26 protein-coding genes and 1 riboswitch are annotated in these 24,406 nt (G+C 57.2%); of the genes, 11 read left to right on the top strand and 15 right to left on the bottom strand.

The window, feature by feature from the left end; all coding sequences use genetic code 11:
• Positions 1–19: 19 nt before the first annotated feature.
• Both CHR62_RS06250 and CHR62_RS06245 read right to left on the bottom strand, forming a co-directional pair.
• Positions 20–1,195, bottom strand: a complete 1,176-nt coding sequence (locus tag CHR62_RS06250; RefSeq protein ID WP_123660371.1) for a hypothetical protein — start codon at positions 1,193–1,195, stop codon at positions 20–22.
• Positions 1,195–3,216 carry a lytic transglycosylase domain-containing protein gene (locus tag CHR62_RS06245; protein ID WP_123660370.1) on the bottom strand — a complete coding sequence of 674 codons (2,022 nt, stop codon included), beginning with the start codon at positions 3,214–3,216 and terminating at the stop codon, positions 1,195–1,197. The genes CHR62_RS06250 and CHR62_RS06245 overlap by 1 nt, the downstream gene beginning before the upstream one ends.
• Positions 3,217–3,243: 27 nt before the next feature.
• On the opposite strand from CHR62_RS06245, the gene CHR62_RS06240 reads away from it, so the two are divergent.
• Entirely contained in the window at positions 3,244–3,879 is a 636-nt protein-coding gene (locus CHR62_RS06240) for a 5-formyltetrahydrofolate cyclo-ligase (protein WP_123660369.1), read from the top strand.
• Between the two features lie 79 nt (positions 3,880–3,958).
• Here CHR62_RS06240 and metF read toward each other — a convergent pair whose 3' ends face one another.
• The 5 genes from metF to metK all read right to left on the bottom strand — a co-directional run bounded on the left by metF (position 3,959) and on the right by metK (position 8,135).
• Entirely contained in the window at positions 3,959–4,798 is an 840-nt protein-coding gene (metF, locus tag CHR62_RS06235) for a methylenetetrahydrofolate reductase [NAD(P)H] (protein ID WP_093970986.1), read from the bottom strand.
• The gene (locus CHR62_RS06230; protein WP_093970985.1) at positions 4,795–5,133 is read right to left on the bottom strand and encodes a phage holin family protein; all 339 of its coding nucleotides are present in this window, start codon (positions 5,131–5,133) and stop codon (positions 4,795–4,797) included. The genes metF and CHR62_RS06230 overlap by 4 nt, the downstream gene beginning before the upstream one ends.
• 26 nt (positions 5,134–5,159) lie before the next feature.
• On the bottom strand, positions 5,160–6,578 hold the full coding sequence (gene ahcY, locus CHR62_RS06225; protein ID WP_093970984.1) for an adenosylhomocysteinase: 1,419 nt from the start codon (positions 6,576–6,578) through the stop codon (positions 5,160–5,162).
• A 70-nt stretch (positions 6,579–6,648) separates the two neighbouring features.
• A riboswitch (S-adenosyl-L-homocysteine riboswitch) is annotated at positions 6,649–6,726 on the bottom strand.
• Positions 6,727–6,756: 30 nt separating this feature from the next.
• Complete coding sequence (locus CHR62_RS06220; protein WP_093970983.1) at positions 6,757–6,972, bottom strand: DUF1289 domain-containing protein; 216 nt, start codon at positions 6,970–6,972, stop codon at positions 6,757–6,759.
• Positions 6,972–8,135: a methionine adenosyltransferase gene (metK, locus tag CHR62_RS06215; RefSeq protein ID WP_093970982.1), complete on the bottom strand. Its 1,164-nt coding sequence runs from the start codon at positions 8,133–8,135 to the stop codon at positions 6,972–6,974. Before metK ends, CHR62_RS06220 begins: the two co-directional genes overlap by 1 nt.
• A 255-nt stretch (positions 8,136–8,390) precedes the next feature.
• Here metK and CHR62_RS06210 point away from each other — a divergent pair, with 255 nt between their 5' ends.
• The 5 genes from CHR62_RS06210 to xerC are packed head-to-tail and all read left to right on the top strand — an operon-like array spanning position 8,391 to position 12,743.
• Entirely contained in the window at positions 8,391–9,242 is an 852-nt protein-coding gene (locus tag CHR62_RS06210) for a lysophospholipid acyltransferase family protein (RefSeq protein WP_123660368.1), read from the top strand.
• A 15-nt stretch (positions 9,243–9,257) separates the two neighbouring features.
• Complete coding sequence (locus tag CHR62_RS06205) at positions 9,258–10,148, top strand: lysophospholipid acyltransferase family protein (protein WP_123660367.1); 891 nt, start codon at positions 9,258–9,260, stop codon at positions 10,146–10,148.
• Between the two features lie 11 nt (positions 10,149–10,159).
• Complete coding sequence (dapF, locus tag CHR62_RS06200; protein WP_093970979.1) at positions 10,160–11,053, top strand: diaminopimelate epimerase; 894 nt, start codon at positions 10,160–10,162, stop codon at positions 11,051–11,053.
• A complete protein-coding gene (locus CHR62_RS06195) occupies positions 11,050–11,721 on the top strand; it encodes a DUF484 family protein (protein ID WP_093970978.1) in 672 nt (223 codons plus the stop codon). Before dapF ends, CHR62_RS06195 begins: the two co-directional genes overlap by 4 nt.
• The gene (gene xerC / locus CHR62_RS06190) at positions 11,718–12,743 is read left to right on the top strand and encodes a tyrosine recombinase XerC (protein ID WP_093970977.1); all 1,026 of its coding nucleotides are present in this window, start codon (positions 11,718–11,720) and stop codon (positions 12,741–12,743) included. Before CHR62_RS06195 ends, xerC begins: the two co-directional genes overlap by 4 nt.
• Here xerC and CHR62_RS06185 read toward each other — a convergent pair.
• Genes CHR62_RS06185 through CHR62_RS15585 form a run of 4 tightly spaced genes read right to left on the bottom strand, consistent with a single transcriptional unit; the run spans position 12,700 to position 15,464 of the window.
• The gene (locus tag CHR62_RS06185; RefSeq protein WP_233574896.1) at positions 12,700–13,656 is read right to left on the bottom strand and encodes a metal ABC transporter solute-binding protein, Zn/Mn family; all 957 of its coding nucleotides are present in this window, start codon (positions 13,654–13,656) and stop codon (positions 12,700–12,702) included. The two genes, xerC and CHR62_RS06185, sit on opposite strands and share 44 nt — an antisense overlap.
• A gap of 47 nt (positions 13,657–13,703) precedes the next feature.
• The gene (locus CHR62_RS06180) at positions 13,704–14,549 is read right to left on the bottom strand and encodes a metal ABC transporter permease (RefSeq protein WP_093971019.1); all 846 of its coding nucleotides are present in this window, start codon (positions 14,547–14,549) and stop codon (positions 13,704–13,706) included.
• A 47-nt stretch (positions 14,550–14,596) separates the two neighbouring features.
• Complete coding sequence (locus CHR62_RS06175; RefSeq protein ID WP_123660365.1) at positions 14,597–15,313, bottom strand: metal ABC transporter ATP-binding protein; 717 nt, start codon at positions 15,311–15,313, stop codon at positions 14,597–14,599.
• Between the two features lie 4 nt (positions 15,314–15,317).
• Entirely contained in the window at positions 15,318–15,464 is a 147-nt protein-coding gene (locus CHR62_RS15585; protein ID WP_158214034.1) for a hypothetical protein, read from the bottom strand.
• A 68-nt stretch (positions 15,465–15,532) separates the two neighbouring features.
• On the opposite strand from CHR62_RS15585, the gene CHR62_RS06170 reads away from it, so the two are divergent.
• The 5 genes from CHR62_RS06170 to hslU all read left to right on the top strand — a co-directional run bounded on the left by CHR62_RS06170 (position 15,533) and on the right by hslU (position 19,923).
• Positions 15,533–16,048: a Fur family transcriptional regulator gene (locus tag CHR62_RS06170; protein ID WP_093970974.1), complete on the top strand. Its 516-nt coding sequence runs from the start codon at positions 15,533–15,535 to the stop codon at positions 16,046–16,048.
• A gap of 176 nt (positions 16,049–16,224) precedes the next feature.
• Positions 16,225–17,328: a GTP-binding protein gene (locus CHR62_RS06165; RefSeq protein ID WP_123660364.1), complete on the top strand. Its 1,104-nt coding sequence runs from the start codon at positions 16,225–16,227 to the stop codon at positions 17,326–17,328.
• A 36-nt stretch (positions 17,329–17,364) separates the two neighbouring features.
• Positions 17,365–17,814, top strand: coding sequence for an RNA polymerase-binding protein DksA (gene dksA / locus CHR62_RS06160; RefSeq protein WP_093970972.1), 450 nt, complete (start codon positions 17,365–17,367; stop codon positions 17,812–17,814).
• A 233-nt stretch (positions 17,815–18,047) separates the two neighbouring features.
• A complete protein-coding gene (gene hslV, locus CHR62_RS06155) occupies positions 18,048–18,581 on the top strand; it encodes an ATP-dependent protease subunit HslV (RefSeq protein ID WP_093970971.1) in 534 nt (177 codons plus the stop codon).
• Between the two features lie 10 nt (positions 18,582–18,591).
• Positions 18,592–19,923: an ATP-dependent protease ATPase subunit HslU gene (gene hslU, locus CHR62_RS06150; protein ID WP_093970970.1), complete on the top strand. Its 1,332-nt coding sequence runs from the start codon at positions 18,592–18,594 to the stop codon at positions 19,921–19,923.
• Positions 19,924–20,059: 136 nt separating this feature from the next.
• Here hslU and CHR62_RS06145 read toward each other — a convergent pair whose 3' ends face one another.
• From CHR62_RS06145 to CHR62_RS06130, 4 genes are all read right to left on the bottom strand, one after another.
• Positions 20,060–21,199, bottom strand: coding sequence for an ABC transporter substrate-binding protein (locus CHR62_RS06145; protein WP_093970969.1), 1,140 nt, complete (start codon positions 21,197–21,199; stop codon positions 20,060–20,062).
• A gap of 93 nt (positions 21,200–21,292) precedes the next feature.
• The gene (locus CHR62_RS06140) at positions 21,293–22,471 is read right to left on the bottom strand and encodes an acyl-CoA dehydrogenase family protein (RefSeq protein WP_093970968.1); all 1,179 of its coding nucleotides are present in this window, start codon (positions 22,469–22,471) and stop codon (positions 21,293–21,295) included.
• Positions 22,472–22,524: 53 nt separating this feature from the next.
• The gene (locus CHR62_RS06135; protein WP_233574891.1) at positions 22,525–23,325 is read right to left on the bottom strand and encodes a crotonase/enoyl-CoA hydratase family protein; all 801 of its coding nucleotides are present in this window, start codon (positions 23,323–23,325) and stop codon (positions 22,525–22,527) included.
• 90 nt (positions 23,326–23,415) lie between these two features.
• Positions 23,416–24,378 (bottom strand): 3-hydroxyacyl-CoA dehydrogenase NAD-binding domain-containing protein, encoded by a 963-nt coding sequence (locus CHR62_RS06130; RefSeq protein WP_123660362.1) that lies wholly within the window; start codon positions 24,376–24,378, stop codon positions 23,416–23,418.
• Positions 24,379–24,406 lie beyond the last annotated feature (28 nt).

Raw genomic sequence — 24,406 nt, 5'->3', positions numbered from 1 at the left:
TCGAAGTCGTCATCACTGGCTAAGACACCAGACCTTCAAGGGCCGCCAAACGCGCTTCCCGCACCGCGGCTTTAATTTGCGCAGGCCGGCCCGCGCAAGATCGTGCCACTGCACCGGCATCAACGTCGTGCACCTTAGCCAGGCACGTCAACCATTGAGCCATTGACATCGTCGACTGCTCCTCTTGGCAGGTACACGCCGCCGCCTGCAGCAACGCTTGAAAGCGATCGGGTTTGCGCAAGCCGTCGGCCTGCTCGATAAGGGTCAGAACGCTTTCAGGCGACGCCTTGCCGGCCTTTGCTGGCATACCCGCCTCGCCAAGGGCAGTACCGCACTGCCACGCAACGACACACGGCAACAAGCGGCTGTAATCCACCACCTCGACGGGTGCACGCAAGTGTCGGGCCAGCGTCTCGGGCGAAGGGCTATGAAGCACGGCAAGTGCAAATCGCCCCGCCAAGGACAACCGACTCGCAGAAGCACACTCAAGCCTGTCGGCTAGTCGCACATCGAAGACAAAGCCTGGCATGACGCGCTGCAACGCACCGGTGTTGCGCAGCACCTCGAACATTCGTTCCGGGTGCACGCTCATCAGCCCTTTAGCCATCTCACGCCATACCCGCTCTGGAACAAGAGCGTCGACCTCCCCCTCGGCCACCAGACGCTGCGCCAGCGCCAGAGTTTCGGGCGCTATGGAAAAGTCGGCGAAACGCGCCGCAAAACGCGCCAGCCGCAACAACCGGACGGGGTCTTCGACAAACGCGTCGCCGACATGGCGCAGGACGCGAGCCTGGATATCGGCCAGACCATTGAGCGGATCGACCAATTGGCCTTGTGGCGTTTGGGCAATCGCGTTAACGGTGAGATCGCGCCGACGCAGATCGTCGGCCAAAGAGACATCGGCGCCGGTATAAAACGTGAACCCCTGATACCCCCGCCCCGACTTTCGTTCAGTACGCGCAAGCGCATACTCTTCTTTGGTAACCGGGTGCAAGAAGACAGGGAAGTCGCCACCGACCGGCACAAACCCGCGCGCCGACATGGCTTCGGGAGTCGCGCCGACAACCACCCAGTCGCGGTCTCCGGCCGGCAACCCCAACAAAGCGTCGCGTACAGCGCCCCCGACAATGTATACCTGCAACCCGTCGGTAACCGGATCGGGCTCAGCGACCGGCAGCGGTAAAAACCTGGTCATTACGGCAGGCCTGTACCCCGGCGCGGCTTCGGGCTAATGGTACCTAAGCGCGCCTTGAGCGATTGCGACTTCCCGCTAAAGAGCATGTCGTAGTACACGGCATTGGACAACACGTTTTTGACATAGAGCCGCGTCTCGGTGAACGGGATAGTCTCGGCAAATATCGCCCCTTCGACCGGCCCACGCAACTTGGCGCGCCACTGAATGGAACGACCCGGCCCCGCGTTATACCCTGCAGTTGCGAGCACCTGGGAACCGCCCAGATCTTCGAGCACCATGCGCAAGTATTGCGTGCCCAGAATCGTATTCACTTCGAAATCATTGACCGACGACGGCTTAAAGTCGGTCATGCCGATTTTTTTAGCCACCCAGCGCGCTGTTGCCGGCATCAGCTGCATCAGACCCGACGCGCCCACCCGCGACCGGGCATCGGTGATAAACCGGGACTCTTGACGGATAAGACCATAGACCCAGGCAGGATCAAGATTGATTTCGCGCGCTTTCTGGCTGACGCGCCCCTCGAATGGCGCGACAAAGCGTTGCGAAAAGTCGGCCAGTTCAGTGGTTTGCAGCGACGTATTGACGACCCGGTCAAAGATCTGCTCTTCGCGTGCCAGTTCGGCCGCGGCCAGCAACTGGCGATCGGTCATGCCCCGAAGGGTGAAATTCCATTCGGGCACAGCCTCGGCCCGCCACCCCAGATCGAAAAGTTTGATGGCCCTTTGCAACCCAGGGTTTGCCTGTGCCTGAGCGAGTTCGTCGGGCGTTACCGGAGCCGGCTTTGGCGGCATGGCTATAGGCATACCCAGCTCTTCGTGGGCCAACTGCCCATAAAACCCGTAATCGCCCAGAATAGACTGATATAACTTGGTTGCTGCCTGCTCATTTCCTACAGCTGCCAAAGAACGCGCATACCAGTACACCCATACCGGCTCGGCCTGCTGGCGCGCTGTCATTTTGCGAATCGCGTTACCCACCTGCTTCCAGTCGATAGGCACCTGCCGAAGCTCGGAGCGCACTTCCCAGGCATGGTTGTAATCGCTTTTAGGAATATTGCCCGACTGTCGATACCAAGTGACGGCTTCGGGCTCGACATTGAGCGCCGACACCAACCCAAACTGCCCCCACACCCATTGCATATCGGCCTTCGAGATGACATTGGCCCAACGCTGCTGGATATAAGCCGTTTCGGCATCGCGATCGCCGCGCGCCAAGCGCGACAAAGCCAAGGTCACCAGCTCGAAGTCTTCACGTGTGCGCGGCGTTGACTGCGTAGACAGCCACTGCTTGGGGTTTTTCATGAGCGCGGCATATGACTTCATTTGCACCGCATTAAACATCAATGCAGCCAACCGTTGCGCATCGCCCGTTTTATTGGTTTCAAGCGTATCGCGCAGCATAGGCTGCAAGTGCTTCCAGATGACCACGTTGCTATCAACAAGTTGATCGAGCATCATCCAGCACGTGCTGACCGGCCGGAAGGTATCGACGGCCACTTGCGCGTTAACCGGCTGACCGGTCATATGACGCGACAGCAGTACCGCGCAGTCGACCATCGCATTGCTGGCTACCACCGGCTCCAACGCTAAGGCTTGGCGATAGTCGCCGGTGCGCGCTGCGGCGACGACCCAATCGGCCCGGATGCGATCGGCCAGATAAGCATCTTTATTGGTGGCCATGAAGCGCTGAAGACGCTCGGTGGGCACAGGCGATGTCGGGTCTTGTAATTGCCGACGCAACAACCAGTACTCGGCGTAAGAACCCAATAAGGGCTCTTGACTTGCGACCGACGCCAAGGCCTCTAGACGCCCCCATTGCTTGCTTTGCATGGCGTCGCGCGCATCGATGACCGCTTGCAGCGGGGCATCGGTTTGCGTGCTAATGCGGATGACTTCGACCGGGGCTGAAGACTGGGCTTTTGCCGGGACAGACGCCACACTGGCGGCTGCCACCAAGCCCGCTAGGGCGATACCGGCACGACGAAACAATTTCTGATACCGTTGGGACTGCTTGAACACCATCTTGAACAACCTTACGAAGTAACCGCCATGAGCAACAGTATAGAGAATAAGACGCCGGCCCTGCGAGACCGCCTGAAAGCGTTACGTTTAGCCCAGGACCCAAACGAGGCGCGACGTGGTGCGTTGCTGATGCGCGGACGCCTGTTTACTTGGCTGGCCACCACGCGCGACGCACTAAAAAAAGCAGGCAAACCCACACCTAAAAATATTGCTGCATTTTGGCCTATGGCTCAAGAGCCCGACCTGACGCCGCTGTTATACCAGTGGGTTGAGGAGGAAGACATCACGGTATCGTTACCCGTCGTAACCGGCCCCGAGCAACCGCTGACGTTTCGGTTATGGACTCCGGACACCGACATGCAGACCGGCGCGTTTGGCATTGCCGAGCCCACAGGCGAACCAGCGCCGCCACCCGACGTTATTTTAGTACCTACCCTGGGCTTTACCCGCAAGGGCGACCGCGTGGGTTACGGCAAAGGCTACTACGACCGCACCCTGACGAATCTGAAATCACAAGGCCATACCTTTGTAGCCCTGGGCATTGCTTGGGCTTGCGGCGACATCGACCGACTGGACGATGTGGTCTACGAGCCTCATCCTCACGACTACAGGCTGGACGGCATTCTGACAGACAAGGGCTGGGCGTTAAAACTACCCGAGTAATCAAAACCGCCTAATACAAAACGCCGGTACAACCGTACCGGCGTTAGGCATAGCCTGGCAACTACGTAGCCAAACTGCATCAACCCAGCTTCAGGTCGTTTGCAATGGCCAATGTGGATTCCGCCGTATTCAATGTGTAAAAGTGCAGGCCAGGCGCACCGCCATCGAGCAAACGCTGACACATCTGCGTAATGACATCTTTACCGAAGGCCTTGATCGAGGCCAAGTCGCCCTGGTAGTCGGCCAGGCGTTGACGGATCCAGCGCGGAACCTCGGCCCCGCACATATCGGAGAACCGCAACAACTGAACCTGATTGGTGATGGGCATGATGCCCGGCACAATAGGAACATTAACCCCTTTGGCCTGCGCCCTGTCGACAAAGTCGAAATAAGCATCGGCATTAAAAAAGTACTGCGTAATGGCTGCATTGGCACCCGCATTAACCTTGCTGACAAAATGATCAAGGTCAGACTGCGCACTTTTGGCCTGCGGGTGCACTTCGGGATAAGCAGCTACCTCGATGTGGAACCAGTCGCCAGAGTGCTCGCGAATAAAACGAACGAGGTCGACGGCATAATGCAAATCGCCGCTATCGATGCCCATGCCCGAAGGTGGGTCGCCACGCAGGGCAACCACACGCCGTACGCCAGTGTTGCGGTAGGCATCGAGAATATCGGCCAGTACGCTTCGGGTTGAGCCCACACACGACAAATGCGGTGCGGCGTCGAACCCCAAACCCTGCATCAGACGAACGGCCTCGGCAGTGCCTTCGCGCGTTGAACCGCCGGCACCAAACGTTACGCTGACGTACGCCGGGTTTAAAGCCGACAGCCGACGCGCCGCCACCGACAGCTTTTCTTGGGCAGCGGCATCGCGCGGAGGAAAGAACTCTAGGCTTAGCGCCTTGGAAGCATTCATTGTGAAATCAACCTGGACAAGAGCCCCGAGACAATACTGTATACAAATGCACCCAACAAAGCCCACCAAAAGCCATTGACCTGGAAGCCTTTGAGAATGGAGCCGGCAAACCAGAACACCAGCGCATTAAGTACCAGCAAAAACAGCCCCAGGGTCACGATAGTGATGGGCAGTGTCAACAGAACCAACAGAGGCTTGACCAGGGTATTGAGCAAGCCTAGAACCAGCGCGGCCACAAGGGCCGATCCAAACGATGCCACCGTGATACCAGGCAGAACATACGCCACGACCAGCAGTGCCACTGCATTGAGAATCCATATCAGCAAAATTTCCATGGTCAGCCTCCGTTGAAGTTCAAGGTTTAATAACGGTAGTGATCGGGCTTGTAAGGGCCGTCGACCGAAACGTTAATGTAAGCTGCCTGATGCTCGGACAGCGTGGTGAGATTTACGCCCAGCTTTTTAAGGTGCAAACGCGCGACTTTTTCGTCGAGGTGCTTGGGCAAGACATAAACCTCGCCCTTTTTGTAGGCGTCACCCCGGGTAAACAGTTCGATTTGGGCGATGGTTTGATTGGTGAACGAAGCCGACATCACGAACGATGGGTGGCCTGTCGCGCAACCCAGGTTTACCAAGCGGCCTTGTGCCAACAAAATAATGCGCTTGCCGTCGGGGAAGATCACATGATCGACCTGGGGCTTGATCTCTTCCCATTCGAGGTCTTCGATAGCAGCAACGTCGATTTCGTTATCGAAGTGACCGATATTGCAAACGATGGCCTGGTCTTTCATGCGTTCCATATGATCACGCGTAATGACGTGATAATTACCGGTGGCCGTCACGAAAATGTCGGCTTTATCGGCGGCTTCTTCCATGGTGACCACTTTGTAGCCTTCCATTGAAGCCTGCAGGGCGCAGATAGGGTCGATTTCGGTAACCCAAACCTGGGCACGCAGCGCGGCCAGCGCCTGGGCACAACCCTTACCGACGTCGCCAAAGCCCACAACAACAGCGATTTTGCCGGCGACCATGACGTCGGTCGCGCGCTTGATGCCGTCGACCAGCGATTCGCGGCAACCATAAAGGTTGTCGAATTTGGACTTGGTGACCGAGTCATTGACGTTGATGGCGGGGAACGCCAGTTCGCCTTTTTTGGCCATTTGATATAAACGGTTCACGCCCGTCGTGGTTTCTTCGGTAACCCCTTTGATTTGCGCCAGACGCACCGAGTACCAGGTGGGGTCAGTAGCCAGACGCGCCTTGATGGCGGCGAACAGCACTCGCTCTTCTTCACTGCCGGGGTTAGCCAGAACGGAAATATCTTTTTCGGCCTTGGTACCCAAATGCAGCATGAGCGTGGCGTCACCACCGTCGTCGAGAATCATGTTGGCTTGCTGGCCATTGGGCCACTCGAACAGCTTGTGGGTGTACTGCCAGTATTCTTCAAGGGTTTCGCCCTTGACGGCGAACACAGGAATGCCTGCTGCGGCAATAGCTGCAGCGGCGTGATCTTGCGTAGAGAAAATATTGCACGATGCCCAGCGCACTTCGGCACCCAGGGCAACCAGGGTTTCGATAAGCACACCCGTTTGGATGGTCATGTGCAGGCTGCCAGCGATACGGGCGCCTTTAAGCGGTTGCGCGGCAGCGTATTCTTCGCGCGTAGCCATCAAGCCGGGCATTTCGGTTTCGGCAATGGCGAGCTCACGACGGCCCCAGCCAGCCAGCCCGATATCGGCAACGATGTAATCTTTGAAATTGGTGTCAGCAACAGTGTTCATGGAAGAATTCCTTAAACCTGCCGAGACCGGTGCGGAGCAACGATTTTGCCCACCCCACCCGGCCAGCAGGTGATGATGAGCGCCGTTGAACAAAAGAAACGACCCTGAGCCTAGCGGGGAGTATCCCGTCGCAGCGCCCCTCAGGGTGGTGTCATTGTAGCGTAATTGCCAGCGTTATCTAGCCCTGACGGCGCGGATAACCCTGGCTTTTGATGCGCGCCCAGACAACGCGCTTTTCGTCTTCAGACAAAAAAACCCAGTTGGCCACTTCCATGGCCGTTCGTCCGCAGCCGCGACAAATGTCGTCGTACAAGGTAGAGCATACGGCGACACACGGCGAATCGGTGGGAGACAGACTGTGACTGTCGTCGTGGTCGCGGCTGGACGAAGACATTACAGACCTTTTCTGAGCAGGTCGGCTTTATCGGTGGCTTCCCAGGTGAACTCGGGCTCGGCACGACCAAAGTGACCATAAGCTGCGGTTTTACCGTAGATGGGACGCAACAGATTCAGCATATTGATGATGCCGCGTGGGCGCAGGTCGAAGTGTTCACGAACCAACAACGCAATTTTGTCGTCGCCGACAACACCTGTACCGTTAGTGTTGACGGTAATGTTGATGGGTTCGGCCACACCAATGGCGTAGCTGATTTGTACCTGGCACTGACGCGCCAGGCCGGCGGCAACAATGTTCTTGGCGACGTAGCGCGCTGCATAAGCGGCAGAGCGGTCGACTTTTGAAGGGTCTTTACCCGAGAATGCACCACCGCCGTGGGGGCATGCGCCACCGTAGGTATCGACAATGATTTTGCGACCGGTCAGACCGCAGTCGCCCTGTGGCCCGCCAATAACAAAAATACCGGTGGGGTTGATCATGAAGCGGGTTTTGTCAGTAAGCAGACCTTCGGGGAAGCAAGGCTTGATGATCTGCTCGATAACGGCTTCACGGATATCGGCCTGTGAAATTTCGGGGTGATGCTGGGTAGACAGCACGACGGTGTCGACCTCGACGGGCTTGCCGTTAACGTAGCGGAAGGTGACTTGCGATTTGGCGTCGGGGCGCAGCCAGGGCAAACGGCCGTCTTTGCGCAACTCGCTTTGGCGTTGCACCAGGCGGTGTGCGTACCAAATAGGGGCTGGCATCAGGTCGGGGGTTTCGTCGCAAGCATACCCAAACATCAGGCCCTGGTCACCGGCACCCTGGTCCATATTGGCCTCGGGGTTACGGTCAACGCCTTTGGCAATGTCGGGCGACTGCTTGTCGTAGGCAACCAGTACGGCACAACCTTTGTAGTCGATACCATAGTCGGTGTTGTCGTAGCCGATGCGCTTGATAGTGTCGCGAGCGACCTGGATGTAATCAACGTTGGCGGTTGTGGTGATTTCGCCGGCCAGAACAACCAAACCGGTATTGCACAGGGTTTCTGCGGCAACACGCGCGTAGGGGTCTTGTTCGAAAATGGCGTCGAGAATCGCGTCGGAAATCTGGTCGGCGACCTTGTCGGGGTGACCTTCGGAAACTGATTCTGAAGTAAAGAGGTAATCGTTGCTTGACACAGTGGACATCCTTCTAGGTTGGCCGTTTTTACGGCACAGAGGTTGAACGGGTTGCGTTGCACCTCGGATGCCGGGCTGTGAAGCTGCGATCAGGGCGCGACGCTTTAGCGGATTATTTAATTCAGGACAAAGGCTTGCGCCGCCGCCCTGGTATCGCCCCGCAAGTTGTCGGTTAACTCAGCGATACTTTTCATTTTAAGCGAAAATAGCTCTTTGTTTCATTTGCCGGTCTGAGACTACCGCCACACACTGCTCATGCTGCTCTTCCTGTTCCGTTTGCTGGCCTCGGTTCCGCTACCTGTGTTGCACGCCATCGGTCGGGTTGCGGGTCGCATAGTGTATGCCCTGCCGGGCAAGTATCGCGACCGCCTTCAAGCAAACGCAAGCCAAGCGGGCTACAACAGCCCTGCCTTTGCACGAGCCGCGGCAGCGCAAGCCGGCGCCATGATCATGGAACTGCCCAAGGTATGGCTGCGTAACGCCGAAAGCCTGTCGAAAGTCGTGACCGACGACGATGAGGTGGTTAAAAGCGCCCTTGCAGAAGGGCGCGGCATTCTTTATCTCACGCCTCATTTGGGGTGCTTCGAAATCACCGCGCGCTATCTTACCCAGCATGGGCCCATTACCGTCATGTACAGGCCGCCCCGCAAGCCGGTGTTAGCGCCGGTCATGGATGCTGCGCGTAACACGTCGGGCCTTAAGGCCGTGCCTGCAAATATGCAAGGCGTGCGCGAATTCGTCCGGGCACTGAAGCGCGGCGAAGCGGTAGGCATGCTGCCAGACCAGGTCCCTACCCAAGGCGATGGCGTGTGGGCGCCCTTTTTTGGTCGGCAGGCATACACCATGACACTGGCCGGCAAGCTAGCGGCGCAAACAGGCGTCGCGGTCATTTTGACCGCGGGCGAGAGACTACCTCACGGCCAAGGCTGGCGTATTCATTACGTACGACTGCCCGATCCGCTACCGGCCGACCCGGCCGATCAGGCCCTGCTCATCAACGAAGCCATGGAAGCGCTGATACGTCGGTTTCCCACGCAGTACCTCTGGAGTTACAAAAGATATAAAGTCCCCGAGGGCGCACCACCGCCGCCGTCAACCGGGCTTTAACCCCTCTCGTACCTTATGAAAATCAATAAAGCGCGTCCACTGCGCGCCCTGTTCACCTATTTTGGGCAGTGCCCGACGGCAACCCGCCTGCGCTGGGCGCGCGTGCTGGGGTGGCTGGCACCCCGGTTCATGAAGTCGCGCGCCCACATCGTGCGCACCAATCTACGCCTGTGCTTTCCCGAATGGTCTGACGACGAACGCGAAGCCGTTTTAAAGCGGCACTTCCGCTTGCTGGCCTTGTCCATCATCGACCGCGGTCTGATCTGGTTTGGCAACCCCGATCGCGTACGACACACCGTTCAGCTGTCGGGTTACGAGCACCTTGAGCAACATGTCCAAGCCGGCGAAAAAGTCATTATTCTGGCACCGCACTTTGTCGGTCTGGATGCCGCAGGAACCCGCGTCACGATGGACTCGCCCAAAACAGCTACGTTTTATACGCCGTCCAGCGATACCGACATCGACGATCTAATGCGAGAAGGCCGATCGCGGTTCAACGAATCGTTTCTGATCAGTCGGCACGACGGTGTACGCGGGCTGATCCGCCTGTTGCGCCAAGGCATCCCCGTGTACTACCTTCCCGATATGGACTTCGGCATTGAAGGTGCGGCATTTGTGCCTTTTTTTGGTGTGCAGGCCGCCACGCTGCTCAGTACGGCTCAAATTGCGCGCGTCTGGAACGCTAAGGTGCTGCCTATCGTCAGCCGTCTTGACGAAAATACTGGCATCTATCATGTCGAGCTGATGCCGCCGATCCCCGACTTCCCCGGCAACGACGGACCCGAAGCCGACACCGCACGTATCAACACCCTGCTTGAGGGCTGGATCCGCAAAGACCCCGCCCAGTACTATTGGGTTCACCGCCGGTTTAAAACACGACCACCCGGCGAGCCCAAACCTTATTAGGCGTATTCGTCATGATCTGGAATTTCACCAAAATGCATGGCGCCGGTAACGACTTTGTCGTTCTCGACGGCGTCAGCCAGTCTATCGAAATGACCCCAGAGCGCGCCCGCGCCCTGGCCGACCGTCATTTCGGCATCGGGGCAGACCAGCTGTTGCTGGTCGAGAACCCGAGCCACCCCGAGGCCGATTTCAAATACCGGGTCTTTAATGCAGACGGCAGTGAAGTCGAGCATTGCGGCAATGGCGCTCGCTGCTTTGTACGTTTTGTTCACGAACAAGGCCTGTCGCGCCGGAACCCGTTGCGCGCAGAAATATGCACCGGCCTCATCACCCTGAATGAATCGGAAACTGGGGAAGTCACCGTCGACATGGGGCAAACTCGCTTTCAGCCTGCAGATGTCCACTTCATGACGCGTGGGCTGGTCAATGCCCCGCTGCACCACGACACCCTTTGGACACTGCCGCTGCCCGACGGCGACAGCGTCGATATTTCACTGGTCGCCATTTCCAACCCGCATGCGGTTCAAGTAGTCGACAATGTCGATACCGCGCCAGTCGCCACGGTGGGCCCCATCATCGAATCGCACCCACGGTTTACCCAGCGCATCAACGCCGGATTCATGCAAATCGTCGACCGGCACACCATCAAACTGCGCGTCTACGAACGCGGGGCCGGCGAAACACTGGCCTGTGGCACAGGCGCCTGCGCCGCTGCGGTTGCCGGCATTCGTCGCGGGCTGCTCGACAGCCCCGTGGCTGTACACACCCGGGGCGGGCTGCTAACCATTGCCTGGGACGGCGATCGCTTGCAAATGACAGGGCCCGCCACCACCGTATTTACGGGCCAGGTCGACATTGATAAGCTTACGCAAAATTATTTACAAAAGGATGCTGCCACGCCATGACAACAACCCACCTGAGCGCCGACGAGGTCGCCCTGTTTTTGCGCGAAAACCCCGGTTTTTTTCATGAGCACGCAGACGTTTTTGCTGACCTGCGGGTACCTCACCCTCACGAAACACGCGCCATCTCGCTGGGTGAACGCCAAATTCTCACGCTTCGGGCCAAAGCCAAAGACCTCGAATGGAAACTATCGGGGCTCATCAATAACGCGTCAGGGAATGAAAAAATCAGCCGTACCCTGACCGCATGGTGCGCGCGCATGCTGGCCGAGCCTGATGCCGAAAAAATACCGGCTCACATCATTGACAGCCTAGCCAATCTGTTCGAACTGCCCGACACCACACTACGGCTTTTGGAAAGCAGCCCCCGCGTGGCCGAGCGCTTTACGCAAGACGTATCAGATGACATCAGGCTATGGGCGCAGGCCCTTCCCAACCCTTACTGCGGGCCGACCGAAGGTCATGCCGTGTCAGCCTGGCTGAGTGACAATGCACAATCAATGGCGGTTGTCCCCTTACGCGCCCCCGCGTCAGGCAAACTGCTGGGGCTGCTGGTTATCGGGTCCGCCGAAGCCGATCGTTTCGAACCCGACATGGGCACAGCCTTCCTGGAAATTATCGGCGAGCTATCGGCCTCTGCCCTGACTCGCCTGCTTGACCCGCACGAATGAACTCGGTCGAACCGGTTAACCGTTGGCTGCAGTACCTGACGTCTGAAAGGCGTTACTCGGCCCACACCATCAGCGGTTACCGGCAAGACCTGTTGTTACTACAAAATCTATACCCCGACACGCCGCTCAATCAGCTTTCGAACGGCGAACTGCGGCAGGCGGTTGCGCGGCTGCACAGCGAAGGGCATAAGCCTCGCAGTCTGGCCCGGGCTCTGGCGGCCTGGCGGGGGTTCTACCAATGGTGGGCTCCGCAAATTGGTCTGGCCCATAATCCGGCCGCAGACATCCGCGCGCCCAAAATCCCGCGTTCGTTGCCCAAGGCGCTTTCTGTCGAACAAACACAGGTGTTGCTCGATAGACCCAACCTGCCCGCACCGCATACACCCATCGAATGCCGCGACCAAGCCATGTTTGAGGTCCTGTATTCAGCAGGTTTGCGTTTGTCGGAACTGACCAGTCTGGACACGCACTATGTACACTCGGCGCAGTACACGTCGGGCAGTTGGTTACAGCTTGACGACGCCGAGGTCGTGGTAACTGGTAAAGGCGGCAAAACACGGCATGCGCCATTGGGCCGGCAGGCCATCGCAGCCCTTGAACGCTGGCTGGCCTTGCGCGCAGACATGATCAAACCCCAAACCGGACTAACGCCGGGCGATAACGCTGCCTTATTTTTGGGTGAACGCGGGAAAAGGATTTCGGGTCGTGTGGTGCAGCTTCAACTGAACAAACTGGCTCAGCAAACCGGGCTGCCCATTAATGTGCACCCGCACAGTTTAAGGCACAGCTTTGCCAGCCATTTGTTGCAATCGGCGCAAGATTTACGCGCCGTGCAAGAACTGCTGGGGCACGCCAATATTGCCACCACACAAATTTATACGCGCCTGGACTTCCAGCATCTGGCCAAGGTGTACGACCAGGCTCACCCACGAGCAAACCGCCGGCGCGATACCGCAACCCACACGCCGGCGACCGACACTACGGCTTCAGCGAAAAAATCAACTGACCCGCGTTCCACTTGAACATTCCCAAATACGTTCCGGCGGGGCGATCCGTTACGTCCAGAGTATCTGCGTAAAGCGTTCCGCCCACTTTGGCCCCGGTTTCGCGCGCAATCTGGTTGATCACACGCGACGACAGCGCTTTTTCGGTAAACAGTGCCGCACTTTTGGTTTTCTTGATTTCGCGAATCAAACGCGCAATATCGCGTGCAGAAGGTTCGGCGTCCGACGCCAGACCGGCAACGGGGACAAAAGTAATGTCATATGCCTGCCCGAAGTAACCGAAGGCATCGTGCGGCGTAACGACCTTGCGCCGCTCTGGGGGTATGGCCGCCAGCGACTGCCGGATTTCATGATGAAGTTTTTCCATTTCGGCCACATAAATATCGGCGCGCGCCTGATAACCCGCCCGATTAACCGGATCGACCCGCGACAGGCCGTTGGCGATGTTGCGAGCGTACTTTACGCCGTTTCGGAGGTCTTGCCAGGCATGTGGATCGACAGAAGCAGCACCATCGGCCTTGTCGTCGTGCCCGTGTGAGTGCCCATGGTCGTGGTCATGGTCATGGTCCAGTTGACGCGGGGTGACGCCTGTCGATGCAACAATTTCATGCCCCTTGAACCCAGACGCCCGCATGAGCCGAGGCATCCAGGCCTCAAAACCTAAACCGTTCATGACCACCACATTGGCATCGGCCAGCACCCGACTATCGGATGCCGTAGGCTCGTGCGAATGCGCATCGACATTAGGGCCAATGAGCGTCGTGACCTGGACGTTCTCACCACCGATCACCTTGACCATATCACCCAGGATAGAAAAGCTGGCAACCACCTTCAACGGCTCGGCCGCTACCGACAACGGCGCTCCCAGCACCGCAAATGTGCTCAAGCCTATCGCGCAAAACCGTCGCAACCGCGCAAACCCTGCTTGCATCAACACCGCGCCACCATTTGAAAACATAACCATCCTCATCACTTAACCTAACTGGGAATCGACGCCATATGCCGACGACGCGCCCGTGCCTGACGGGCGGCCTGCAATAGCCCCCCTTGCGGCCCGGCGCACAGCGACACAAAGTAAAACAGGCCCGCCGAAAGAATAATGGCCGCAGAAGCAGGCACATTGACGTAATACGAAACAAGCAAGCCAACATACGCGGACGCAGCGCCCACGCACCCGGAAAAAATCATTTGCGCGCCGACCGACCTGACCCAGAAACGGGACGCAGCCGCCGGCAGCATCATGATGCCTACGACCATTAACGTGCCCAATACCTGAAACCCCGACACCAGCGTCAGTACAAGCAGAAACAAAAACACCAGATAACTGATCGAGCCATGTCCGCGCTCAGCACGCAAAAAGCCGGGATCCATACATTCGGCGACTAAAGCCCGAAAAATCAAAGCCAACACGATCAGTGTCACGCTGGCCGTTGCAGTGACCAGGAGCAGGGCATTGTCATCCAGCCCAAGCACGCTGCCAAACAGGACATGAATCAAGTCCATGTTCGAGCCTCGCAATGAGACCAGCAACACACCCAAACCCAGCGACACCAGGTGAAACGCAGCAAAGCTGGCATCTTCACGCTGCGGCGTTAACCTGGACACCAATCCGGCCAACCCCGCCACTACCAAACCCGTCACCACGCCCCCTAATGCCATCGCCCACAACGACAAGCCAGCGACCATGAAGCCTACCGCAACGCCGGGCAGAATCGCGTGCGCCATCGCGTCGGCCATGAGACTGACACGTCGCAAAATAAGAAACACACCCAGCGGGCCGGCGGCAAAGGCCAGCGAAAACGACCCCGCCAGCGCACGTCGCATAAAAGCAAACTCGATAAAGGGCGAGACCAAAACCTCGAACAACCCGTTCACAGGTAGTCTCCCGCACACAAATGACGCGCCAGATGCAGGTTCTCGGGCGTCAGCACCTGATTTGTGTCGCCCCAACCCACTACCTGCCCGGCCAGCAACAGACTCTTCGGAAACAATGATCGCACCATATCGAGATCGTGCAATACGGCGATTACCGTACGCCCCTCGATGTTCCATTGGTGCAGCAGCGCCAGCAGGTCTTCGGTCGTGTGGGCATCGACGGCAGCAAACGGCTCGTCGAGAATCAGCACCTGGGCGTCGTGCAACATAAGACGAGCGAACAACGCCCGCTGCAACTGCCCGCCCGACAGCGTCCCAATAATGCGACGGCCAAAATCGGCCAGCCCAACGGTTTCAAGCGCGTGCTGCACACGCTCGTGCTCGGCCAACGATACCCGGCGCCACCACCCCACCCTGCGCCACGCACCCATCGCCACAAGGTCGTAAACAGAGATGGGAAACGTTTTGTCGAGATCGCCAACCTGCGGCAAGCAGGCCACCTTGCCGTCAACGTTGGCGGCCAGCCGGATCGTACCGCGCACCGGGCTCAATACCCCCGAGATGCCTTTGACCAGCGTGGATTTTCCGGCGCCGTTCGGCCCCACCAAAGCGGTCAACGACCCTCGCTCGAATGCGCCCGTAACGTCGCGCACGGCAATACGATCTCGCCAACCCAGGGAAACGTGGTCCAGTTCAATAACAGGCGAGGTCACGGCGCTACCACCACTGCATGGCCCAACCGGTCAGTGCCCAAAGCGCAAGCACAACCAGGGCAACGCGCCACAGGCGGTCTAGGCCAGACAACAAAATTGCCGAGCCGCGATAAACGCCATGTTTGCGCACAGCGCGCGAGAAAACAGACATAATGAGGGACAGGAAGAACCACTTGGCCAGAAGGGTTATGTTATAACATACTGCGGCCAACTCATACTATGCCACGCAAAGCCACTACACCTGCCGCGCAAATTTCCGCGCAACTCGACACCGCCGAAACCCTCTGCAACCAGCGAGGGCGGCGCCTGACGCCCATTCGTCGCAAAGTGCTAGAAATCCTGTTGCGCCGTCAGCGCAGCGTAAAGGCTTACGAGCTGCTCGAAGAAATCCGCGAAGTACAACCTGGCGCGGCGCCCCCCACGGTTTATCGAGCGCTCGACTTTCTTATTGCAGAAGGCCTGATCCACCGGCTTGATGCCGTTAACGCGTGGGCTGCTTGCATGGATGCCGCAGGCGACCCTCATGACATTTTGGTCATTTGCACCGAATGCGGTGCCGTCGCCGAATTCAGCGATCCGGTACTGCATCGCCAGCTTGCCCAAAAAGTGGCAGGCGCCGGGTTCGTACTCGACCACCACGAAACTGAGTTAAGGGCGCTGTGCAACCCGTGCCACCAAAAAACACATGCGCATCCAGCCGCTGAAAAAGCGGCCCACAAACACGCCCATCAGTAGTTACCCGAAGCATCGTTTTTTCTTTTAAATACAACGACTAACACAAAAGTTTGCTCTTCCGCTCGTGCTGTGATGTAATCGCACGTTGATTATTTTTCCGCGCGGTACAGAATAAAGTCGTAGTCGCTTCGCAAGCGCTTTGCAAATATTCAGGCCGCGCCTTGTGAGCTTTACAGATGAATACCGCAGTAAAAATCGACAAAATGGTGCCCGTCACCATTCTTACCGGGTTTCTGGGTGCCGGCAAAACCACTTTGCTCAAGCGTGTGCTGTCCGAAAACCACGGCCAGCGCATTGCCGTCATCGAAAACGAATTCGGACCCGAAAGCATCGATAACGAGCTGCTGGTCCAGGAAAGCGACGAACAGATCATCGAACTCAGCAATGGCTGTGTATGCTGCACGGTGCGTGGCGACCTGCAACGCACCCTGAACGAGCTGCGCACCAAACGCGAAGCCGGCGACATTAAATTCGACCGCATCGTGCTCGAAACAACAGGCATGGCCAACCCTGGCCCGGTATGCCAAACGTTCTTCATGGACGACGACATCGCCGACTACTACCGTCTTGACGCCGTAATTACGGTTGTCGACGCCAAACATGGCATGGACACGCTCGACCAGCAAGAAGAGGCGCAAAAGCAGGTAGGGTTTGCCGACCGCATCCTGGTCTCGAAAAAAGACCTGGTCACCGAAGACGAATATCAGACGCTGCGCGCGCGCATTGTCCGCATCAACCCACGCGCACCAATCAAGCCGGTACACTTCGGCGAAGCCGACATCCGCGAAGTCCTCGATATCAGCGGGTTCAACCTGAACACGATTCTGGATATCGACCCCGACTTCCTGGCGGCCGATCACCCCGACGCAGCACACGACCACGACCATGGCCACGACCATGCGTGCGACGAGCACTGCCATCACGACCACGATCATGACCATGGTCATGGCCACCACCACGGGCACCATCACGCACATCACAACGACGACATCGGCGCCTTCGTCTACCGCTCGAACAAAGCCTTCGACCCCGAACGCCTTGAAGAATTCCTGGGCGGTATTGTGCAAGTCTACGGGCCCGACCTCCTGCGCTACAAAGGTATTCTTTTCATCAAAGGCATCAATCGACGCATGCTGTTCCAGGGCGTGCACATGATGATGGGTGCCGAACCTGGCAAAGCCTGGCTCGCCAACGAAAAGCCCAATACCAAAATGGTATTCATCGGGCGCAAGCTCCCTGAGGATATTTTCCGTCAGGGTCTCGATAACTGTCTTGCCTGACCGTCAGTTTCGACGTTTCATTTTTAGGGGTACACCATGGCCACGAAGTCAGCCACCACCAAAGAAGAAGCTCAAACCAAGTTGCTCACCGAAAAAGAGCTCTTGGCCATGCCCGAGTCTGACTACATGAACGAGGCTCAACTGGCCTTCTTCAAGCATCGGCTAAAGCAGCTCGAGCAAGAAATTCTTACCAACGCCGACATCACCACCGAACACCTGCGCGAAACGCAGTTTGTACCCGACCCTGCCGATCGCGCGACTATCGAAGAAGAGCATGCCCTCGAACTGCGCACGCGTGACCGCGAGCGCAAATTGCTCAAGAAAGTTCAACAGTCACTGACGCTGATTGAAAACGGTACCTACGGCTGGTGCGAAGAAACCGGCGAGCCCATCGGCATTCCCCGCTTGTTGGCCCGCCCCACCGCTACCTTGTCGCTCGAAGCTCAAGAGCGCCGTGAAATGCGTCAAAAGCTCTACGGCGACTGATTCACGCGCCACGCCGACAACCTCGCTTTTTTACAGTTAGCGCAAACGGTATCAAAGCCGGGCCGGCACACTTCTGTATCATTAGCCATCGCAGCCGCGATGGCTTTTTTTTGCCTATCGCAGTGGTGGCCACAGCGCGCCAGGGGCCACGTCAATACAGAAACGCCTCGTAACCTGTAGCCGCTTGAACTCTGGCCCCCTGCCCCCATTTAGTCGAATCAAGGGGAAAATCCATGGAACAATTTCACGCTACAACCATTATTTGCGTTCGTCGGGGCAACCAAGTTGCCATCGGCGGCGACGGCCAGGTTACCCTGGGCAACATCGTTTTCAAGGGCACGGCACGCAAAATCAGACGTCTGTATCACGACCGCGTACTGGCAGGCTTTGCGGGCGCGACCGCCGATGCTTTCACTCTGCAAGAGCGCTTTGAGGGCAAACTTGAAAAGCACCAAGGTAACCTGATGCGCGCTGCCGTCGAACTCACCCGCGACTGGCGTACCGACCGAGTCTTGCGTCGCCTTGAGGCCATGCTGATTGTGGCCGATGCCGACCATTCGTTGATACTAAGCGGCAACGGCGACGTGCTTGAACCCGAATACGGTTTGGCCGCCATCGGCTCAGGCGGCGCTTATGCCCAATCTGCGGCGCTGGCCTTGCTCAAGAATACCGACCTGCCTCCTGCAGACATCGTCAAGAAATCACTCGAGATCGCGGGCGATTTGTGTATTTACACAAACCAGAACCACGTCATCGAAACGCTTTAAGAGAAACATTATGTCCGCCCTCAACATGACCCCCGGCGAAATCGTCTCTGAGCTCGACAAACACATTGTTGGCCAGAACAAGGCCAAAAGATCCGTCGCCGTTGCGCTGCGCAACCGCTGGCGACGCCAGCAAGTGCCTCAGCCCTTGCGCACCGAAATCGTCCCTAAGAACATTTTGATGATCGGGCCGACCGGCGTCGGCAAAACCGAAATTGCCCGCCGCCTGGCCAAACTAGCCAATGCGCCCTTCATCAAGGTCGAAGCCACCAAATTCACAGAGGTGGGTTATGTCGGCCGTGACGTTGACACCATTATTCGCGACTTGATCGAAGTCTCGATCAAACAAACCCGCGAACAGGAAATGCGTCGGGTGCGCACACAGGCCGAAGACGCCGCCGAAGACCGCATTCTTGATGTGCTGATTTCGCCACCGCGCAACGCGCAGGGTGAGCCCGTTCGCGAAGAAAACTCGGCCCGGCAAACCTTCCGCAAGCGCCTGCGCGAAGGCCAGATCGACGATCTGGAAATCGAAATTGAAGTGCAACAAGCCATGCCACAGATGGAAATCATGGCGCCGCCCGGCATGGAAGAAATGACCGAGCAGCTTAAAGGCATGTTCGCAGGGTTAGGACGCGAAAAAAAGAAAACCCGCAAAATGACGGTAAAAGAAGCATTCAAGCTTATTACCGAAGAAGAAGCTGCCAAGCGCATCAATGAAGAAGAGCTACGCACCACAGCGGTAACCAATGCCGAACAAAACGGTATTGTCTTTCTGGATGAAATCGACAAAATCACGACACGCCAGGAACAATCGGCTGGCGATGTCTCCCGTCAGGGTGTCCAGCGCGACCTGCTACCTCTGGTAGAGGGCACGTCGGTTAACACCAAGTACGGCGTTGTGCGTACCGATCACATTCTATTCATCGCTTCCGGCGCCTTCCATCTGTCGCGCCCGTCTGACCTCATCCCCGAACTCCAGGGCCGTTTCCCTATTCGGGTAGAGCTTGACTCGCTGACCGCTCAAGACTTCGTACGCATTTTGTGCGACACCGATGCATCGCTCACCAAACAGTACACGGCACTGCTGGCTACTGAAGAAGTCGCCCTTGAGTTCACCGACGAAGGCGTACAACGCCTGGCCGAACTGGCGTTTGACGTAAACGAGCGCACCGAAAACATTGGTGCGCGCCGGCTATATACCGTCATGGAAAAACTGCTGGAAGACTTGTCGTTTGATGCGCCGGCCAATAGCGGAAAAACGGTAACGATAGACGCCGCCTTCGTAAACGAAAAACTGCAAGAGACCGCCAGTAAAGAGGATTTGGCGCGCTACGTGCTGTAGTAGCTTAGCTGGGTGCAATCATGCAGCCCTGTATGAACAAACCTGCCCAGCGCAAATAGTACAAAAGGCCCAAGAAACGGAAGCTCCGATTCTTGGGCCTTTTTTAAAAGAGTAAAACGGTAATACTGACCGCCGCTTACTTAACGTTGATCAGTTTCCAGCCACCGTTATTGACCTGAACCAGTGCAGCAGCACGCTCGTCGACGCCGGTGTGATCTTTAGGCGTCATTTTGTAAACGCCGTGCACGCCGACAACTTCCTTGCCAGACTCGAGTGCGTCGCGAATAGCAGCGCGGAACTCTTGTGTACCCGGCTTGGCTTTCTTGGCCGCTTCACGAACAGCCTGATCGCCAATCAGGTAGGCATCCCACGAATACGCCGCAAATGCACTGACGCTACCCTTGCCGTATTTGTCTTCGTAGCGTTGACGGAAATCGAGCGCAACCTTTTTGATTGGGTTGCTGTCGTCAAGCTGCTCGGCGATGATGACCGGACCAGTAGTGGCATAGCCACCCTCGACGGCTTTGCCCCCCACACGCAGGAAGTCTTTATTGATGACCGCTGGGTTGTGATAAATAGGGCCCTTATAGCCGCGCTCGCGCAGGGCGGTATGGGGCAACGCAGCCGGCGTACCCGAACCGCCAATAAGCACGGCGTCGGGCTTGGCGGCAAGAATCTTCAAGATTTGGCCAGCGACGCTGGTGTCGTTACGAGCGTAGCGTTCTTCGGCAACGATTTGGATGTCGTTGCCCGGCACGTTCTTGAATCCGTTAATGACCAGATCGCCCCAAGAGTCGGTAAAGCCGATGAAGCCGACTTTTTTCACGCCGTTGGCCTGCATATGACGCACCACCGGCACCGACATAATGTTCATGGGCTGCGGAATGGAAAATGTCCATGGGCTGGTGTCGGGCTTGAGCGGCGTAGGCGTTAAGGCAATTTGAGGCACTTTGGCTTCGTTGGTGACCTCGGATACCGCAACGGCGGTAGGCACGTTGCCCGAGCCGAAAATCAGGTCGACCTTGTCTTCTTGGATAAGTTTGCGCGCCTGCTTGGTCGCCAGCGTTGTGTCGGTGGCGTCGTCCAGCATGATGTAACGGGCTTTCAAGCCACCCAGGGTATCGGGAACCATATTAAACGTACTTTTGTACGGAATGCCCAGCGAAGCGCCCGGGCCGGTTTCACCCACGATCAGGCCCACGGTAATTTCGTTGGCCATGACTGCCGACGCGGGCACCATGGCGGCCAATGCGAACGCGATAAAAGTCTTTTTCATTGCATGTCTCCTGCAGTTTATGTAAGTCGTTAAAAGGTTTACTGCTGTTTTAATAGGTGTACTGCTTGTCTTGCAGCTTTTTAAATGTTGGGCCTAAAAGCCCAGTTGTCTTGAAACGATGAGCCGCATGATGTCTCCGGTACCGCCGCCAATCATGGGAAAGTACGAATCGCGCAAAAAACGCTGGGCCGGATACTCATTCATCAAACCATAGCCACCATATACCGACATGGCCATTTCGCACACTTCGTGACAACCCTCGGCCGCTACAATTTTTGCAATTGCAGCTTCGGTAGTTATAGAGGCGTTCTGGTCGGCCAAGGCAGCTGCGTGGTAGGTATACAAGCGGGCTTGCTCAAGTTTGGCCAGCATATCGACCAGCCTGAACTGAACTGCCTGAAATTTACCTATGGGTTGCCCGAACTGCTCGCGCTCTTTGGCATATTGCAGTGCGGCGTTATAGGCTGCCTGCCCGCCGCCCAGCGCCAGGGCCGCGGTAAAGATCCGGTCGACCGTCAACGATTTGTACGCATTTAAAAAGCTGCTGCCCGAACCGTTATTCAAATAATGGTCGTCGGGAACAAAGACGTTCTCGAAAACCAACTCGCCCGTGTCGGAACTTCGTACCGAAAACTTGTCGAGCTTGCGCCCCACCGAAAACCCAGGGCTGGTGGTGTCAACCAAAAACAGATCGAGACCTTTGAGCCCCTTGGTCGGGTCAGTAGTAGCCACCACCGTAATGAAATCAGCCACAGTACCGTTGCTGGTAAACATTTTGGTGCCGTTCAGTATGTAACCGCCATCGACCCGGGTGGCGCGTGTCCGCAGCGACGCCGCGTCAGACCCCGAGTTAGGTTCGGTAATGGCAAACGCGGCCACCTTGTCACCCTGCAATGCAGGCTTCAAATACTTGTCGTGCAGGCTTTCGTTACCCCACTGAAAAATGGTGTGGGTGGCCGTAGAACCTTGCATACAAACACCGGCCGCGAAGCTCATCGAGCCGCGCGCCAGCTCTTCGCACAGAATCGTGAAACAGGTATAGGGATACTTCAGCCCGCTGCCACCTACCGATTCGGGGTACATCACCCCGTAATATCCCAATTCGCCCAGCTCTTTGAACAAGGCATGAGAAAATTCAGCCTCGTGATCGATCGCCTCGGCCTGCGGCACCAGACGTTCGTCAACCCACCGGGCAATATATGAACGGAACTCGGCGGCTTCGGCCTCGAGTGCGTCGCGGCTAAAATCGGCTCTTAACGCAGTAGTACCCATGATCTTGTCTCTCTGTTGGTATGTTTTGATACGGGTGGAGTGGCTGAGTCGCCCTAAGGCTGTGTGGCCCGTTGTACCTTGTTGGCCTTGCGCTCAAGAAAGTCACGCAACCGCTGCTTGGCTTCGTCGTCGCCCTGCGCAATACCCACCATCAACATTTCGGTAAACAACCCGGTTTGCGGGTCTTGTTCGGAAATACGCGGAATGGACTGGATAATGGCAAAGTTGGCCAGCGGCGCGTTCTTGGCAATACGTTTGGCCAGTTCTATTCCTTTCTTCAGACCCTCGCCAGGCTCAACCAGGTATTGCGACAGCCGCAAGATATGATGGGCCTCTTCGGCCTCGTAGACGCGCCCGGACAACATCATGTCGATAACGGTCGCAGCGCCAACCAGCCGGGGCAGGCGCACCGAACCACCCGAACCCAGAAAGATGCCGCGCGTACCTTCCGGTAACGCGTAATACGCATTTTTCTCGGCAACCCGAATATGCGTCGATGCCGCGAACTCGAGGCCGCCCCCGATTACCGCACCATGCAGCACCGAAATGACCGGCACCTTGCAAAACTGAACGGTGTCGTTCAGCCGCTGGCCAATAATGGAGGTGTCGAAACTTTCGGCCACCGAGGTTTCTTTCAGTTCGTTTAGATCGAGGCCTGCACAGAAGTCGTCGCCGGCCCCGTGCACCACCACGCCCTGAACCGATGTGGGAATACTGGAAAAGAACGTTTGCATGCCCAGCACCAGTTCGTCGCACAGGGCATTACGCTTATGGGCGCGATTCAGGGTCAGCACGGCAATGGTGCCGTCCAGGGTGACCGACAAGCATTCGGGTAATGGCATGGGCCACGTCATGGGTTCTCTCATTTTGTTCCTGCTACGGCTATTCGATTGATTCAATTGGCGACAAAAGCCCAAAGCCTGCGTCGCGCCAAAACACGCTGCTTAAGCCCCAAGCTTTTCCTGGAGCTTGAGCACATCGACCAAACCACGGTCGCGCCAATTCACCCAGTCTTGCACTGGCTCGCCTTTTGAAACTTCTTGCGCAGCCTCGACCAACTTCGCAATGACCTCAGGGGTCAGCACCGGTGTTATCTTTGGCGTCCACCATTCTTGTATGGCTTTGGCGGTATGGTCGAGGATGCCTTGCATACCGCCAGGGCCGCCGGCCAGATGCAAAGTTAAAAGGCTGCCCATCAAGGCCCAGCGCGGCCCCAGGCCATAGCGCACCGCCGCGTCGATATCTTTGGCACTGGCAATGCCCTCGACCAGACACGCCACGGCTTCGCGCACCAGCGCAAACTGCAACCGGTTGGTCATGTGGCCACTGGCCTCGGCATGCAGCAAAATGGGTTGCTTGTGAAGAAGCCGAGCAAAGTCCATCGCCCAATCAAGCACGGCTTGTGACGTTTTTTCGCCGCCGACAACTTCGACCAGAGGGATCAGGTGCGTAGGGTTGAACGGATGCAACACAACCAGACGCTCGGGATGCTTGCACGCTTGCTGCATGGCCGTCGGCGGAATACCGCCCGTGCTCGACAAAATAATTTTTTGAGGTTCGGCGGCGGCATCTACTTCGGCCAATAAAGCCAACTTGACGTCAAGATGTTCGGGACAATTTTCCTGAATGACATCGGCCTGCCGGGCCGCTTCGGCGGGCGTTGCCGCAAAACTCAGGCGTTCGAGCGGTGGGCTTTCAAGCCCGGTTCGCCCCAATTCGCGCAGCGCAGGCCAGGCGTCAGTCACAAAGGCCTTGACGCGTTCGGCCGCCTGGGTAGACGGGTCGAAAGCAATAACGTCAAGGTCGTGGGCCAGAAACAAGGCGATCCAGCTGGCGCCGACAGAGCCGGTACCCAGAACGGCAACTGACCGAACCTGGTCTGGCGGGGTGTAGATCACATGACTCATGGTGTCCTTTGGGCAGATTGAATAAGTA

It is taken from the genome of Pusillimonas sp. NJUB218 (assembly GCF_003788685.1).
In the GTDB taxonomy this organism is placed as follows: domain Bacteria; phylum Pseudomonadota; class Gammaproteobacteria; order Burkholderiales; family Burkholderiaceae_B; genus Neopusillimonas.
Note: the sequence above shows the minus strand (reverse complement) of the source record. Positions and strands in the feature narration are given on the sequence as shown.

Coding starts and splice junctions, on each gene's coding strand:
- CHR62_RS06250 (WP_123660371.1), bottom strand. CDS start 1,195: ATGACCAGGTTTTTACCGCTGCCGGTCGCTGAGCCCGATCCGGTTACC.
- CHR62_RS06245 (WP_123660370.1), bottom strand. CDS start 3,216: ATGGTGTTCAAGCAGTCCCAACGGTATCAGAAATTGTTTCGTCGTGCC.
- CHR62_RS06240 (WP_123660369.1), top strand. CDS start 3,244: ATGAGCAACAGTATAGAGAATAAGACGCCGGCCCTGCGAGACCGCCTG.
- metF (WP_093970986.1), bottom strand. CDS start 4,798: ATGAATGCTTCCAAGGCGCTAAGCCTAGAGTTCTTTCCTCCGCGCGAT.
- CHR62_RS06230 (WP_093970985.1), bottom strand. CDS start 5,133: ATGGAAATTTTGCTGATATGGATTCTCAATGCAGTGGCACTGCTGGTC.
- ahcY (WP_093970984.1), bottom strand. CDS start 6,578: ATGAACACTGTTGCTGACACCAATTTCAAAGATTACATCGTTGCCGAT.
- CHR62_RS06220 (WP_093970983.1), bottom strand. CDS start 6,972: ATGTCTTCGTCCAGCCGCGACCACGACGACAGTCACAGTCTGTCTCCC.
- CHR62_RS06210 (WP_123660368.1), top strand. CDS start 8,391: ATGCTGCTCTTCCTGTTCCGTTTGCTGGCCTCGGTTCCGCTACCTGTG.
- CHR62_RS06205 (WP_123660367.1), top strand. CDS start 9,258: ATGAAAATCAATAAAGCGCGTCCACTGCGCGCCCTGTTCACCTATTTT.
- dapF (WP_093970979.1), top strand. CDS start 10,160: ATGATCTGGAATTTCACCAAAATGCATGGCGCCGGTAACGACTTTGTC.
- CHR62_RS06195 (WP_093970978.1), top strand. CDS start 11,050: ATGACAACAACCCACCTGAGCGCCGACGAGGTCGCCCTGTTTTTGCGC.
- xerC (WP_093970977.1), top strand. CDS start 11,718: ATGAACTCGGTCGAACCGGTTAACCGTTGGCTGCAGTACCTGACGTCT.
- CHR62_RS06185 (WP_233574896.1), bottom strand. CDS start 13,656: ATGCAAGCAGGGTTTGCGCGGTTGCGACGGTTTTGCGCGATAGGCTTG.
- CHR62_RS06180 (WP_093971019.1), bottom strand. CDS start 14,549: ATGCGACGTGCGCTGGCGGGGTCGTTTTCGCTGGCCTTTGCCGCCGGC.
- CHR62_RS15585 (WP_158214034.1), bottom strand. CDS start 15,464: ATGTCTGTTTTCTCGCGCGCTGTGCGCAAACATGGCGTTTATCGCGGC.
- CHR62_RS06170 (WP_093970974.1), top strand. CDS start 15,533: ATGCCACGCAAAGCCACTACACCTGCCGCGCAAATTTCCGCGCAACTC.
- CHR62_RS06165 (WP_123660364.1), top strand. CDS start 16,225: ATGAATACCGCAGTAAAAATCGACAAAATGGTGCCCGTCACCATTCTT.
- dksA (WP_093970972.1), top strand. CDS start 17,365: ATGGCCACGAAGTCAGCCACCACCAAAGAAGAAGCTCAAACCAAGTTG.
- hslV (WP_093970971.1), top strand. CDS start 18,048: ATGGAACAATTTCACGCTACAACCATTATTTGCGTTCGTCGGGGCAAC.
- hslU (WP_093970970.1), top strand. CDS start 18,592: ATGTCCGCCCTCAACATGACCCCCGGCGAAATCGTCTCTGAGCTCGAC.
- CHR62_RS06145 (WP_093970969.1), bottom strand. CDS start 21,199: ATGAAAAAGACTTTTATCGCGTTCGCATTGGCCGCCATGGTGCCCGCG.
- CHR62_RS06140 (WP_093970968.1), bottom strand. CDS start 22,471: ATGGGTACTACTGCGTTAAGAGCCGATTTTAGCCGCGACGCACTCGAG.
- CHR62_RS06135 (WP_233574891.1), bottom strand. CDS start 23,325: ATGACGTGGCCCATGCCATTACCCGAATGCTTGTCGGTCACCCTGGAC.
- CHR62_RS06130 (WP_123660362.1), bottom strand. CDS start 24,378: ATGAGTCATGTGATCTACACCCCGCCAGACCAGGTTCGGTCAGTTGCC.